This window comes from Clostridium sp. Marseille-P299 (assembly GCF_900078195.1).
GTDB lineage: Bacteria > Bacillota > Clostridia > Lachnospirales > Lachnospiraceae > Lachnoclostridium.
In genome coordinates, this window is record NZ_FJVE01000007.1 from 1760960 (window position 1) to 1773231 (window position 12272).

The 12272-nt window shown below is 31.3% G+C and carries 12 protein-coding genes; all 12 read left to right on the forward strand.

Going from position 1 to position 12272, the window contains the following annotated elements:
- The first annotated feature begins 42 nt into the window (after positions 1 to 42).
- The 12 genes from BN4220_RS15585 to BN4220_RS15640 all read left to right on the forward strand — a co-directional run bounded on the left by BN4220_RS15585 (position 43) and on the right by BN4220_RS15640 (position 12074).
- On the forward strand, positions 43 to 528 hold the full coding sequence (locus tag BN4220_RS15585) for a DUF3888 domain-containing protein (RefSeq protein WP_066718458.1): 486 nt from the start codon (positions 43 to 45) through the stop codon (positions 526 to 528).
- 104 nt (positions 529 to 632) lie between these two features.
- A complete protein-coding gene (locus BN4220_RS15590) occupies positions 633 to 1061 on the forward strand; it encodes a hypothetical protein (protein WP_066718460.1) in 429 nt (142 codons plus the stop codon).
- Between the two features lie 115 nt (positions 1062 to 1176).
- Positions 1177 to 2067: an HAD family hydrolase gene (locus BN4220_RS15595; protein WP_066718462.1), complete on the forward strand. Its 891-nt coding sequence runs from the start codon at positions 1177 to 1179 to the stop codon at positions 2065 to 2067.
- A gap of 218 nt (positions 2068 to 2285) precedes the next feature.
- Positions 2286 to 3932, forward strand: coding sequence for a putative polysaccharide biosynthesis protein (locus BN4220_RS15600; RefSeq protein WP_066718464.1), 1647 nt, complete (start codon positions 2286 to 2288; stop codon positions 3930 to 3932).
- A 210-nt stretch (positions 3933 to 4142) separates the two neighbouring features.
- Positions 4143 to 4739: a Crp/Fnr family transcriptional regulator gene (locus BN4220_RS15605; RefSeq protein ID WP_066718467.1), complete on the forward strand. Its 597-nt coding sequence runs from the start codon at positions 4143 to 4145 to the stop codon at positions 4737 to 4739.
- A 44-nt stretch (positions 4740 to 4783) separates the two neighbouring features.
- Entirely contained in the window at positions 4784 to 5731 is a 948-nt protein-coding gene (locus BN4220_RS15610) for an alpha/beta hydrolase (RefSeq protein WP_066718470.1), read from the forward strand.
- Positions 5732 to 6027: 296 nt separating this feature from the next.
- Positions 6028 to 6240, forward strand: coding sequence for a cysteine-rich CWC family protein (locus tag BN4220_RS15615; RefSeq protein WP_066718473.1), 213 nt, complete (start codon positions 6028 to 6030; stop codon positions 6238 to 6240).
- 363 nt (positions 6241 to 6603) lie between these two features.
- Positions 6604 to 8616 (forward strand): glycosyl hydrolase 115 family protein, encoded by a 2013-nt coding sequence (locus BN4220_RS15620; RefSeq protein WP_066718476.1) that lies wholly within the window; start codon positions 6604 to 6606, stop codon positions 8614 to 8616.
- Between the two features lie 204 nt (positions 8617 to 8820).
- The gene (locus BN4220_RS15625; RefSeq protein ID WP_066718479.1) at positions 8821 to 9435 is read left to right on the forward strand and encodes a YdcF family protein; all 615 of its coding nucleotides are present in this window, start codon (positions 8821 to 8823) and stop codon (positions 9433 to 9435) included.
- A gap of 118 nt (positions 9436 to 9553) precedes the next feature.
- Positions 9554 to 10156 (forward strand): pentapeptide repeat-containing protein, encoded by a 603-nt coding sequence (locus BN4220_RS15630; protein ID WP_066718482.1) that lies wholly within the window; start codon positions 9554 to 9556, stop codon positions 10154 to 10156.
- 215 nt (positions 10157 to 10371) lie between these two features.
- Positions 10372 to 11157: an aspartate dehydrogenase domain-containing protein gene (locus tag BN4220_RS15635; protein WP_066718484.1), complete on the forward strand. Its 786-nt coding sequence runs from the start codon at positions 10372 to 10374 to the stop codon at positions 11155 to 11157.
- Positions 11158 to 11168: 11 nt separating this feature from the next.
- Positions 11169 to 12074 (forward strand): D-isomer specific 2-hydroxyacid dehydrogenase family protein, encoded by a 906-nt coding sequence (locus BN4220_RS15640; RefSeq protein WP_066718486.1) that lies wholly within the window; start codon positions 11169 to 11171, stop codon positions 12072 to 12074.
- Positions 12075 to 12272 lie beyond the last annotated feature (198 nt).

The following is a 12272-nucleotide window of genomic DNA, read 5'->3' on the forward strand; positions in this document are numbered from 1 at the left end:
TGTATCAAATCTTTTCATAAATATATTATTGGAGGGATTGAGATGCATAGATTAAGAAAAAATAATAAAAAGATATTTTTATTATTATTAATTTTAGACATTTTACTTGCAAGCTGTCTATTTATAAAAAGTGATTTAGCTAACGACAAAAAAACTATTACAGCCCATTTAACAAAGGATCAAGAAAAAAATTGTGATAGTCTATTGATAAATACATATCTTACAAAGATTATAGAGGCATCTGATGAGTTTTATAAGGAATACTACAGAATTTTACCAACTCTAAATTATTATAGTATATACGTAAAAGAATATATTTCGGATAGTCGATTAAGCCAAATTACTTTTACATCCAAGCCTTATTTAGGGCCACATGATACCATTGGTGTGGATGAAATTACTTTCACAGCGGACTATTTAGGTAGTGTAGAGCTGAAAAGTTTTGTTCACCTCCTAAGTTATCATTTGCCTGATAACTTAAAAGACCTTGAATTAAAAGATTTTCCTGAACATTACTATAAAGACTGACAATATACCATAAAATCATATGGAAAACAAATATGACTGGATTATATCGTGAAAAAATCAGATGAATAACTTATTTTAAAACAATATTATACTAGGAGGTTCATATGGATGCAAATAAAAAAGAATTTAATTTTAACAAGCTTCATTTAACACCTCGTATTTTAAAATACTTATCACTTGTTATATTGATTGGAATAATAATTTTACTATTCAAAGTAATTCATACGTCTACTATTAATAATGCTAAGCCAGAAGCTTTGTACAAGAAAGATAACTCCGTTGATTTGTTAGTATATAGGGATACCGCGTATATCAATGCTAGTGGAATTGACTGGATGAATGAATTACAATTAACGAGTTCAAATCAACTTGGTACGATTAAGAGAACTAATATTAAAAAAAGATTCAAAAATTTTGATGCAACAAAATTAGAAGTAGGTACGGATATTTATTCTACTAAGGAACGAGATGATATTGTTCTTGTCAAAATTGGTGATAACTATGTGCCCTATTACAGGATAGTGGAAGGATAAAAATAGTATCACGTAAATATAATTCCCAGTTGAAGACATATTTTTGAAAACACATATAAAATATGCTATAATTTAACAATTAATCAACTTATTATAAGCTTAGAGGAGAATAATTATGAACGGAAGATATGAACATAAGGGAAAAGAAGATAAACCGGTCATAGCTATTTGTTATGACTTTGATAAAACGTTAACTCCAGATGATATGCAAGCACAAGGTTATATTCAAGATGTAGGCTATGATGTACAAAAATTTTGGGAAGAGTCTAATTTGTTAGCTAGAATGAATGATATGGACTCTAATTTAGCATATATGTATAAGATGGTGCAAGAAGCAGAAGGGCAACTTGTCTTAAAAAGAGAAGCATTACAAGAATATGGAGCAAAAGTATCTTTATATGATGGTGTTTCAGAATGGTTTAGCAGAATTAGAGAATATGGACGAAATAAAGGAATTATAATTGAACATTACATAATTTCATCAGGCCTAAAAGAAATGATAGAAGGAACTGTAATGGCGAAGAATAATGAATTTGAAAGAATATATGCAAGTTCTTTTTACTTTAATGACCGAGGTGTCGCAAAGTGGCCAGCTCAAGCAATTAACTACACTAATAAAACACAGTTTTTATTTAGAATACAAAAAGGTGTATTAGATATTAATGATCCTGCTGTAAATGATTATTTTAAGCCAGAGGATTTAAGAGTCCCTTTTAGAAATATGATCTATATCGGAGACAGTGATACTGATATTCCTTGTATGAAATTAGTTCACGCAAATGGTGGGCATTCTATCGGGGTTTATGATCCAAAACAAGATGATAAAAGTAAAGTTTACCGAATGATGAATGCAAATCGAATTAAATATTTCGCTCCTGCTGATTATAGGGAAGCTTCACCACTGGATAAGCTTGTTAAATCGATTATTGATAAAACAATTGCATATGAAGAGCTGGAGCGTATATATGAAAAAGACAAAAAAGAAGCCGCTGGAGCTAATTCTTAAAAGTATAAACAATATGTTATGAAGATATATGATGATAATCTTATTATTATCCAAACGAATGAGCTAGAGCTAATAATTTTGATAGATGTAAGACTGATCAGTACTAAACAGAAGATGTAAAAACAGATTATATAATTAAACTATGATAGTATTTAAATTTGTTCTTGCGATTTTGAGTTATTGCTAATTTTCATAGTTACTAAGGAGTTATTCTATAAATGTCAAATAAAAATACAATTTTAAAACAAGCTGGTATCCTAGTAATGGCTGGTATCCTTAGTAGGATAATCGGCTTTATTTATAGAATTCCCTTAACTGGTATCATCGGAAATCTAGGCAATGGATATTATGGTTTTGCATATTTAATATATGCAAATGTGCTATTAATAACATCATATAGTATACCAGGTGCTGTCTCAAAAGTTATTGCAGAACGCTTAGCCATGAAAGAATATCGAAATGCTCAAAGAGTATTTCATTGTTCATTCATCTATGTTATTATCGTGGGCGGTATCGCAAGTATTGTAACATTTTTCATTGCACCATATCTAGTAAGGGAAGAATCTGTAGCGGTTCTAAGAGTATTATGCCCGACTATATTTTTCTCGGGAATATTAGGTGTTTATCGAGGTTATTTTCAAGCGCACAAAACAATGGTGCAGTCAAGTATATCACAGATTTTAGAGCAGATTATGAATGCTATCATCAGCGTTATGTTGGCTGCAGTTTTTGTGCAATTGGCAAGTGGAACGGATGAAAGAAATATCGCTGTGAATGGAGCAATAGGCAGTGCTTTAGGCACAGGCGCTGGTGTCCTAGCAGCCCTTCTCTTTATGATTATCGTGTATCAATACAATCGTAAATCCATTCAGAGAAAAGTTCATAGAGACAAAACAACCTATGAAGAGTCCTATCAATCAGCTTTTAAAATAATCATTGCTGTAGTGACACCAATTGTATTAAGTACCTTCATCTATAATTTTAATACAAACCTAAATGGCATGGTATTTGATAAGATTTTAAATTCAGTGAAGTTATATGATGCAGAAACTGTCGATAAGTTATATGGTATTTTTTCAGGTAAATCAGTAGTTTTAGTAAATGTACCGATTGCAATTGCGTCTGCAATGGCAGCTACCTTACTTCCAAACATTGCAGGAACGTATTCTTTAGGTGGTGAAAAGGAAGTTTCAAAACAAGTAAATGATACTCTTAAAATACTTATGATTATTGTAATTCCAATTGCGGTTGGAATCCTTGTGTTTGCTGGTCCTATTATGAGATTCATGTATAGCCAAAAAGGGGAATGGGAATTAGCAGCAAGTTTATTAAGAATTTTAAGCTTAAATGTTATATTAACATCGATTTCTACTTTAAGTAATGCGGTACTTCAAGCATTGGGACAGCCAAAAAAGACAGTAGTAAATGCTTCTATTGCATTAATTGTTCAAACAATTGTTTTTGTTATACTACTTGTTTTTACAAACCTAGACGTTTATGCACTAGCCATAGCAACGGTTTTATATGCTGTTCTTATGTGTATTTTAAATAGACGTACCGTAATAAAATATCTAAGTTATAAGCAAGATATTAAAACTACTTATATTTATCCAATCATCGCTTCCTTTGTTATGGGTGCAATTGCGTTAGGAATTTATTCTTTATTATATTTAATATATCCAAGCAATCGAATTGTCTTAATTATCACTGTATTGATGGCTATAATTGTATATTTCGCAACAATTATTAAGCTTGGAGGAGTCAGTGAAATGGAGATAAGTAAGTTACCGAAAGGAAATCTGCTCGTTGCATTTGCCAAGAGATTTAAGATTTTGAAAACATCCACTTCATCTTTAATAGAATAAATCTCCAGAGTTATAAAATTATTCTTTGGTTTTATATCGACTTATACTAAAATATTTAGATTTTAGTTAATTGGAGCCTTTACTATATTAATTACTTTTTGATCACTTAATTTTTTCTGTTCATACCCCAAAATTATTCTTAAATAATTAACATATGTTAATGAACTTTAATTAAATAAATTGTAATATAACTTAGGAGTTGATATTCGAATGACACTAGACGAAAAACATGAAATAATAAAAAGTGTATTTAGTAATAGTAAAGGTACTATATCAAAGAATACCATTGAACAAATTCTTAAAATAAGCAACGCAGTTAGATTTAACAAGAATGAAATGATACTAAACATGTTCGAAGAACAAAATGTTATTTATCTGATTATCTCTGGTATTGTTAGAAGTTATTACCTTGATAAAAATGGAAATGATGTTACTAAGTCATTTATAAAAGAAAATGAATTTTGTATTGGTGAAAGCCTTTTTACTAATGATAAAAGTCCTCAAGGATTTGAAGCATTAGAGAATATACTATGTTTGAAATTTAAAGCATTTGAGTTAAAGGACTTGATTTTACAAGATGAAATACTTACAAGAACATATATAGAATATTTAGAAAAATATTTAATATATAAAATGGAAAGAGAATGGGGCTTTCAAATGTTAAATGCGACAGAAAGATATATAAAATTCCGAAATAATTATAGTGAAATTGATAAAAGAGTGAATCAAAGTTATATCGCATCATACCTAGGAATTACTCCAGAGTCACTAAGCAGAATACGAAGAACTGTCGCGGATAAAAATTAGTCTAAGAATATTGATGACAATAGAATTAGAAAGAAGGTACGGTTATGAATTATCGTGAACAAAGCGAATGGAGAGAAATTGAAAAATTCTTACCGAAAAAACTTCATTTTACTACAGATTACCATCCCGAAGAAGAGTGGTGGGAATGGAAAGGTAATCGTGTTCATTTAGACACGTTTCGAAATCCTAACGCAGCAACAAAGGTGATTTTATTCCATGGAGTTGGTACAAACGGTAGACAAATGTCTATGATTATTGGGGGACCATTAGCAAAAGATGGACTTGAAGTTATTGCAATTGATATGCCTCTATATGGAGTAACTAAAGTAAATAGCAACATGACTATTACATACGAAGACTGGGTAGAGTTAGGAAATGATTATATAAATTATGAATTAAACAAAGATCCAAGACCAATCTTTCTTTATGGATTATCAGCTGGAGGTATGGAAACATATCATGTTGCATGTAAAAATAAAAAGGTAAAAGGGATTATAGGAATGACATTTTTAGATCAAAGAGATCAAAGCGTTAGAAATGAAACTACTAAAAACCTTTTTTGGGCTCATTTTGGTGTACCACTTGCAGGGCTATCATGCAAAATAGGTCTTTCAAAATTTAAAATGAAAATGAGTATTTGCTCTAAAATGAATACACTATGTAATAACAAAGATGCTCTAAACGTAATGTTAAAAGATAAATCCTCAGCAGGAAATAGTGTTACTATGAAATTTATACACAGCTATATGACAGCTAAACCTTTCATTGAACCGGAAAGTTTTGATATATGTCCTATTTTACTGACTCAGCCTGAAAAAGATAGATGGACACCTCTACACTTAAGTAAGCCTTTTCTAGATAAGATAAATAAAGTACCTGTTAAAATTGTTGAGCTTAAAAATGGGGGACACTATCCAGTAGAGAAACCAGCCTTAGACCAATTACATGCTGAGATTTTAGATTTTATAAATAAACTAAGTGTTACTAAATAATAAATCTAATTATTTGATGTACTGGTTAATTTAATCAAATTAATTAGAGGGTCATGTAAAAAAAATATATATTAAAATGATTAAAATGGCGTTTTGTATTTATATACAGAATGCCATTTATATTTAAGATTTAAAACATTTTATAGAGATGTAAAAAAAGCTTTATATTTTCTTGCAATATATATATAATAAGCACTGTAAATATATAAATGAAAGACTTAGGTTACTTTCAGAAGTAGCTTATAATAAGCACCTTTTGCTAAAGTTGCCTAAATTATATAAAGAGGTAAAATAATATGAGCGAAAATAAAAAATTATGTCCTTTATGTGGAAAAGAAAATAATTGCGGTTATGAAAAGGGTTCTGACCATTTTTCATGTTGGTGCACTACGACGGAGGTTCCAAAAGAATTAAGAGAACAGATACCTGAAGAATTAAAAGGTAAGGCTTGTATATGTTATGATTGTATTATGAAATATAAAAAAGAGCATCAAATTCAACCTATCTAGATGTTCAATAATTGAATAATTTAAAATTCCAAAATAACGTCAACTGACGCTATAAGGGCATTTTTTAGAATCTATTTATTTTCATTAATAAATTTAATTGTATAGTCTTTACAGTATTTGCGGAAATACGTCTTTCGTATTAATAAATTTCATGATTAGAATTAAAATTATTGATTCCATTCTCTAAATTATCAAGTTTATTACCATTTATAATAAACCATATTGGCATACTAATTTAAAATGATGATTTATGCAATGTTTTTATCAATAATGGCTTAGAAAACTAACTTGTTTTTTAGTATGATGAAAGAAATGATTTAAAACGGTTAAAGTAGATAATGACTGGAAGGGAAGGTATTAAGAATGTTTATTTTAAACGCGAATACACAAATAATATCACCATATCATTCAAAACCGGTAGATAATGCAATCAATATCTTAAAACGTGATTTAAATAAGGTGTTTATAAAATCAGACTATCAAAGTAATTTCATTATCTTGAAAAAGGATGAAAATCTAACCCATGAAAATTTAATGGATGAAAGTTTTACCATAGATATCAATGATAGTATTACAATTACGGCAGGAGACGACTTAGGATTTGTCTATGCTCTTTTATACATAAGTGAAACATATTTAGGTATCAAACCCTTTTGGTTTTGGATGGATCAAGACATTAGTAAAAAAGAAAAAGTTGAAATACAATATAGCTATTATGAATCAGCAAAGCCAGTAGTTCGATTTCGCGGTTGGTTCTTTAACGATGAAGTGCTTCTTATGAAATGGAACATAAATGGCGATAGCGAGGAACCTTGGAGAATGGCATTGGAAGCACTCTTAAGATGTGGAGGAAATCTAACAATTCCTGGCACGGATAAATTGTCACGTAAAAATCGTCAACTAGCGGCTGATATGGGCTTATGGCTCACACACCATCATGCTGAACCCTTAGGTGCTGAGATGTTTGTTAGAGCCTATCCAGAAGTAGAACCAAACTTTACAGATCATCCTGAACTTTTTTATAAACTCTGGGAAGAGGCTGTCATTGAACAAAAAGATTATAATGTAATATGGAATTTATGCTTTCGAGGACAAGGGGATTGTCCGTTTTGGTCAAATGATACCAGTGGTCGATTTGATACCCCAGAGAAACGCGGTGCACTAATCAGTGAAATTATAGAAAAACAATGTGACCTTGTAAGAAAATACGTTGAACATCCAGTATTTTGTACGAACCTATATGGCGAAATTATGGAACTATATAAAGAAGGTCATATAAAGCTAGACCCACAAATTATAAAAGTAAAGGCTGATAATGGATACGGTAAAATGGTAACAAGACGGCGAGATAATCACAGTGTACGTATTTCATCTATGCCGGATGAAAATGACACCGGTTGTCAAGGAATTTACTATCATGTTTCATTTTACGATTTACAAGCAGCAAATCATATCACCATGCTTCCAAATTCCGTTGACTTTGTAAATAAAGAATTATCAGAAGTAATTGCTAAGGGTGGAAATGATTTTTGGATAATTAATTGTTCCAATGTAAGACCACATGTTTATTATCTTGACGCTATAAGAAAAAAATGGTTTGGTAGAGAGATTTCAGATGAAATACATAGTGTAGAATTTGCATCGGATTATTATAGTTCCGATTTGCTTCCTTTCATTGCTAGATGTTTTAACGAATATCCAAAGTTTATGTTTCCGTATGGCGAAAACGAGGATGAACACGCTGGAGAGCAGTACTATACTGAAAATATACGTATCTTAGTACACCAATTCATAGTAGATAAACATAAAAATGCACCTCAACTATTCTGGCTTACTGGTGATATACCATTAGAAGACCAAGTAAAGGCAATATGTAACGTTTGTAATAATATTGATTCTTTTTATGAGTATTATAAAATGTGTGAGGATACAAGTTTAAAGCTTGAAGGACTCACAAAGATATTATTTGATAGTACACTATTCCTCCAAGTAAAAATTCATTACTACTGTGCAAAAGGTGTGAAATTATTTGGAGAAGCATATGAGGCATATACAAATAAAAATTATAAAAAAGCATTTATTCTAATGGGTGAATGTGCAGAATCCTTTGATCGAGCAGAGAATGAAATGCGTGCATCCGAATATGGTGTTTGGAAAGGTTTCTATCAAAACGACTGTTTTGCCGATATCAAACACACCGCATATATGGTAAGAAAAGTTATGGGTGTTATACGTGAATTTGGCGATAATGCTAGACATGACAAATGGTATCGTGAAACTGTATATTCAGTTGAGGATAGAGATGTATTTTTACTATTGGTTAATGACAATCATATGACTGATTGGGAACTGTATAAAGCAATGAAAACAACATAACAAAGAAGTATCGGTGAGTTGAAATCAATATCATCGGTACTTCTTTTATTTAAGAATAATGAATGGTAAAAAAAGTTTTATTATGCTATAGTTGTCTTAAAATAACCACTATAAATTTTAACATTATTTTTTTAATATTTGATTCGTATAGTGATAGGAATGCGACATCGTATAATTTATATATGCAAAACTGGAGGAATCTCAATGAACATGAGAATAATTGATGATATATCAAATTTTATTTTTGTAGAAGATACATTAGAAAAAGCAGATGTAATAATGATCCCCGGTAGTTCTTTTCCAGAATTACCGGAAAAAGCGGCAGAGTTATGGAAAAATGGCTATGCCCCAATTGTCGTGCCTTCAGGAGGAGTCAGCATAAAGACAGGTAAATTCAATGGTGTGAAATCAAATATAGATATTTATGCAAAGGATTATAAAACAGAATGTGAGTTTTATACGGATGTATTAGAAATAAACGGAGTTGAGTCAGAATGTATCATAGGAGAAGATAAATCAGGATGTACCGCAGACAACGCTCGGTTTACAAAAAAACTACTTGATGATAATAATATTTATCCCCAAAAAGCAATTATCTGTTGCAAAGGGTTTCATGCAAGAAGATGTTTAATGTTTTATCAATTTTATTTTCCAGAGACTCAATTTATTATTGTACCTATTGTGCATAGTTTACCAGTTAGTAAAGAAAATTGGTATAAAAATGAAGAAGGTTTGTCTAAAGTACTTGGAGAATTATATCGACTAGGAGTACAATTTACACCAGAATTTAATCAGTTGAAGGATAATGAGTTAGACTAGTGATAGCAGACTATTTATGGAGTGCATTCTTGGTAGGATGGAAACATAAAAGCTTCTGTGGAAGTTTATATTGTGACATCTACATTGTAGACTTTAATAAATATACAGGAGGGTTTTGATGTTAGAGAACGATGTGTATCAAGCAATTGATAATGAAGAAACAATTACTAGAAAGGAATATAAAGGCGAAATAATTGTTGATATGATCATAAATCGGGTCGAATTTGAGAGTATTGAATTTTCAAAATGCAGATTTATTAATTGTGATTTTAGTGGCAGTTCTTTTCTTAATGTCTCATTTTTAAACTGTGATTTCTCTAATTGCAAGTTTCAGGATAGTTACTTTAGAGATACCAGATTAATTGAATGTAAAGGTGATGGAAGTAACTTTAGTCATAGTTCATTGCATAGGGTAGTAATCGATAACGGATCGTATCATTATTCAAACTTTTCTTCTTGTCTATGTGATAATCTAATGATACATAATGCTGACTTTTGTGATTCTGCTTTTCAAGAAATGAAAGTAAAAAAAATAGAATTTAGTACGGTGAATCTATCTAGATGTGATTTTTTCAAAACAAAATTAAAAGGGATTGACTTATCTACCTGTAATATTGAAGGAATTACAGTATCTGATACTTATATTGAATTACAAGGTGTAAAAATTAGTCCAATTCAATCTATGAATATAGTGCATATGCTTGGTGTAAAAATAGTGTAGAGAGATTTATAAGCTTTTGCATAGGACGTATGGTGAGATCTTCATAAACATAAAAATTAGTCTTTTAAATAATATCGATTAAACTTTGATACATCACGAACCATAGACCAAATTAAGTTTATATGGTACAATAGTATTTAAACCATTTCAGTGGATATTTTATTCACTTTACTACATATGTATATAGGTTTAAATATGAGAAAGAGAGAACTACTATGAAAAAACTTAAATTAGCACTAATCGGCTGTGGCTATCTCAATGAAATCGTAGCCAATGCACTAAAAGACGGCTACTTACCAGAATATGAACTTATCGCAGTATTAGGAAGAAATTATGATCGTGCGAAAGCATTTGCTGAACATTTTGGTTGTAAGGTCTGTGCCGATATCAATGAACTTATGGAAATGAAACCAGATTATATAGCTGAGGCAGCATCTGTAAAAGCCGTAAAAGATTATACAGAAACTGTCTTAAACGGAGGCTCAAATCTTGTTGTGCTTTCCATCGGAGCATTTGCAGATCAGGAATTCTATGAACGAGTAAAAAATACAGCAGCAAAGAATAACCGTAGAGTTCATATTGCAAGTGGTGCCGTTGGAGGTTTCGATGTTTTACGTACGGCTGCGCTTATGAGCCCGATTACAGCATCCATTAGCTCACAAAAAGCACCTGGATCACTTTATTATACACCACTTTACAAAGAAGGATTATTGGATATTACAGAAAAAAAGCAAGTATTTACTGGGACAACCAAGGAAGCCATCGCTATCCTTCCGACTCATGTGAATGTTGCTGTAGCAACTGCTCTTGCAAGTGCAGGTCCTGAAAATACAATTATGAATATTGATGCAGTTCCTGGTTTTAAGGGCGACGAATATAAGATTGAAATTCAAGGAGATGAGGTACGAACAGAACTTAATATCTATTCACGTACCAGCAAGGTAGCAGCATGGAGTGTAGTTGCTGTTCTTCAAAATGTCGTTGCACCGATTGTATTCTAGGAGGTATAAATATGTTTAAAAAATTAGTAGCGATTGAACCTGTAAGTCTGATTCCATCAGCAGAACAAAAACTTCATGATTACGCAGAAGAAGTTATCATGTATGAGGATATTCCAAAGGATAATGAAGAGATTATTCGTCGTATTGGAGATGCCGATGCTGTACTTCTTAGCTATACTAGTAGAATTGATAAGGAAGTTCTTGATGCATGCCCTAATATTCGCTATATCGGTATGTGTTGCAGCCTTTATTCTCCTGAGAGTGCTAATGTTGATATACTTAGTGCCAATGCTAAAAACATAACAGTATATGGTATACGTGATTACGGCGATCAAGGTGTTGTTGAATATGTAGTTAGCGAACTTGTTCGATATTTGCATGGTTTTGGCGAAAAACAATGGAAAGAACTTCCGATAGAGATAACTGATTTAAAAGTTGGTATTGTAGGTCTTGGTACTTCCGGGCAGATGATTGCTGCTGCACTTCAAGCCTTCGGTGCAGATATGTATTATTATAGCCGTACCCGTAAACCAGAAGAAGAAGCAAGAGATATTAAGTACCTTCCACTAAAAGAGTTATTAAACACAGTTGATGTTGTTTGTACCTGCCTTAATAAAAACGTTATTTTATTCCATGAAGAGCAATTTGAATGGCTTGGAAATCACAAAATTATGTTCAATACATCAATTGGTCCATCTCATGATGTTTCTGCTCTTGAAAAATGGCTTGAACATGGTGATAATGAGTTTTTCTGTGATACTGCAGGAGCTCTTGGAGATGAAACAGGTAAACTTCTTACGAATCCACATGTAAACTGTATGCAAGTATCCACTGGACGTACAAAACAAGCCTTTGACCGTTTAAGTGAAAAGGTTTTAAATAATATTGAAAAATTTTTAAAAGACAATAATATGTAAATTTATTTCGTGTCATGTAATGAACTAAGTATAATATCATTAGGAGATGATTACATGACACCTTTTTTAGGAGAGGTATTCACATACCTCTTCTTTTTAATGTTCAAAATTAGAAGAAAATCAAAATATAGAGAAATAACATATCCTATTCAAACAATTCAATTCTTTTATCTGTAAGGTATTTACAGATTCCTTGTA

Coding starts and splice junctions, on each gene's coding strand:
- BN4220_RS15585 (WP_066718458.1), top strand. CDS start 43: ATGCATAGATTAAGAAAAAATAATAAAAAGATATTTTTATTATTATTA.
- BN4220_RS15590 (WP_066718460.1), top strand. CDS start 633: ATGGATGCAAATAAAAAAGAATTTAATTTTAACAAGCTTCATTTAACA.
- BN4220_RS15595 (WP_066718462.1), top strand. CDS start 1,177: ATGAACGGAAGATATGAACATAAGGGAAAAGAAGATAAACCGGTCATA.
- BN4220_RS15600 (WP_066718464.1), top strand. CDS start 2,286: ATGTCAAATAAAAATACAATTTTAAAACAAGCTGGTATCCTAGTAATG.
- BN4220_RS15605 (WP_066718467.1), top strand. CDS start 4,143: ATGACACTAGACGAAAAACATGAAATAATAAAAAGTGTATTTAGTAAT.
- BN4220_RS15610 (WP_066718470.1), top strand. CDS start 4,784: ATGAATTATCGTGAACAAAGCGAATGGAGAGAAATTGAAAAATTCTTA.
- BN4220_RS15615 (WP_066718473.1), top strand. CDS start 6,028: ATGAGCGAAAATAAAAAATTATGTCCTTTATGTGGAAAAGAAAATAAT.
- BN4220_RS15620 (WP_066718476.1), top strand. CDS start 6,604: ATGTTTATTTTAAACGCGAATACACAAATAATATCACCATATCATTCA.
- BN4220_RS15625 (WP_066718479.1), top strand. CDS start 8,821: ATGAACATGAGAATAATTGATGATATATCAAATTTTATTTTTGTAGAA.
- BN4220_RS15630 (WP_066718482.1), top strand. CDS start 9,554: ATGTTAGAGAACGATGTGTATCAAGCAATTGATAATGAAGAAACAATT.
- BN4220_RS15635 (WP_066718484.1), top strand. CDS start 10,372: ATGAAAAAACTTAAATTAGCACTAATCGGCTGTGGCTATCTCAATGAA.
- BN4220_RS15640 (WP_066718486.1), top strand. CDS start 11,169: ATGTTTAAAAAATTAGTAGCGATTGAACCTGTAAGTCTGATTCCATCA.